Here is a 2,091-nt window from a genome sequence, read left to right on the forward strand (position 1 = left end):
GCAGTCAGCAGTCAGCAGTTATTTTTTCTTTTGTATATAAAAACTCAAGACACAATGGTCTTTGAATTAAGGCCATTGTGTCTTGAGTTTTCTGATTTTCTCACTTTTCTCAAGTCTTCTCAGTATGCTCAGAAACGGACATACTGAGTTATTTTTATACAATACTTAACTTTTTAAGAGGTTTTATATGACTAAAACGCTACTTTGTTTGGGGATTGTTATTGCACTGAGTGGGTGTGCGCGTGATGCAGGTCAACCATTGGAGGTGTGGAATAACTTCAAGGAAGGTAAAATTTCAACCCAATTAGGTGAAAATCAATCTTTAGCCGTATTTTATCGCCAAGGGGATTTTCAGGGTGCTGCAACCAATATTTATATAGATGGCAATTATCAAGCATCATTGCTACCTAATGCTTATACGGCAGTGCCGGTTTGTGCGGATAAACATTTATTCAGCACTTCTTTTAGTACCAATCACAAATTTGGTAATCGCACGCAAGGTGTGAGTTACACATTGCCGATAGGTGAAGTGGCGTATGTAAAAGTGTCACAAGAACCTAACGGACAGCTTTATTTACAGCGTGTTGAACGCTCGGTTGCAGAGCAAGAGATTGCAAATTTACCAAAAGAGAACCAAACCTTATCAAGAGTACCGAATGCGACTAACTGTCAACCTCCTGTCGTGATCGCAGCGATTGCAGTAGATAGCAGTGCATTATTTGCTTTTGATAAATATGGCTATAAAGATATTCTTCCTGCCGGTCGTGAAAAACTCGGACATTTTATGGATCACGTAAAAACGTTAAACGTTTCCCATATTGTGGTGGGTGGACATTCGGATAATTTAGGTTCTGATCGTTATAACCTCGCTTTATCGGAAAAACGAGCGAACAGCGTGAAACAACAATTACAGCAAGTCGGCATTACCGCTCCGATAAAAGCCATCGGTTATGGCAAAAAAGAGCCGGTAGTGACGAATTGTGGTGGCTTATCCGGTGCAGCAAAAAATCAATGCAATTTACCGAATCGCCGCGTTGAAGTGACAGTTTACGGAACGAAATAAATTTATTAGTTAAGGAATAAATATGTCGACTACATTAAAAGTATTAAGTGCAAAAAAAGTCATTGCCTCTCACCAAATTAAGCAAGGTGATACGTTAGTTATTGAGGCAAGAGACAAATCTAACTACCAATTAATTGATGATCAAACCGGTTTTGGTCCACAAAATATTATCGCCAAACGTGACGGGAAAGATTTAAAAATCTTCTTAGAAGACGGCGATATGAACCCGGATGTGGTGATTAAAGGCTACTACGGCGATGAAAATTCAGAAGATGTGACTAACCTAATTGTAGGTCAGCACGAAAATGGCGGTGTCTATGCTTATGTTCCTGAATCCGGCTTAAAAGCGGATGCGGTGAGTATGTTGGCAGAAGAAGTAGCCGCACCGCAAGCATTAGGTGGTGAAGAAATTGGGGCTTTTTGGGCGTTTAACCCATGGTGGCTATTAGCATTGGTGCCGTTAGCGGCGGGTATTGCGATTGCTGCCGGCGGTGGTGGCGGTGGCGGCGGATCAAAAGATACGGATGGACCGACTGCACCGGATGTTGAAGCGAAAGACAACGGCGATGTTGTTGTTACACCAAAAGACGACTCAAGCAAAACCACCGTGGACTACACCGATGAAGAGGGTAACGACCAAACGATTGTGGTTGAAAAAGACCCGGAAACCGGTAAATGGGTAGACCCAAATCCAAACGACAACATCACAGTTGATCCGGATACTGGTGTGATTACTATCCCTGAAGACAACATCAAGGGTGGTACGGATGTGACAGCGAAAACCGAAGACCCGGATGGCAATGAATCTAAAGAAACCATCGTTCCTTCAAAAGATACGGATGGACCGACTGCACCTGAGGTTGAAGCGAAAGACAACGGCGATGTTGTTGTGACACCAAAAGACGACTCAAGCAAAACCACCGTGGATTACACCGATGGAGAGGGGAAAGACCCAACGATTGTAGTTGAAAAAGACCCGGAAACCGGTAAATGGGTAGACCCAAATCCAAACGACAACATCACAGTTG

The 2,091-nt window shown here is 42.9% G+C and carries 1 protein-coding gene and 1 pseudogene; both read left to right on the forward strand.

All coding sequences use genetic code 11. The features are described 5' to 3' along the window. Positions 1-187: 187 nt before the first annotated feature. Positions 188-1,063, forward strand: coding sequence for an OmpA family protein (locus BKK50_RS06915; RefSeq protein ID WP_077416632.1), 876 nt, complete (start codon positions 188-190; stop codon positions 1,061-1,063). 22 nt (positions 1,064-1,085) lie between these two features. Continuing rightward, positions 1,086-2,091 (forward strand): annotated as a pseudogene (locus tag BKK50_RS06920) (cell wall anchor protein); the annotation flags it as partial.

It is taken from the genome of Rodentibacter rarus (assembly GCF_001998965.1).
Lineage (GTDB): Bacteria > Pseudomonadota > Gammaproteobacteria > Enterobacterales > Pasteurellaceae > Rodentibacter > Rodentibacter rarus.

Excerpts from the sequence above, each read along its gene's own strand:
- BKK50_RS06915 (WP_077416632.1), top strand. The coding sequence starts at position 188 with ATGACTAAAACGCTACTTTGTTTGGGGATTGTTATTGCACTGAGTGGG.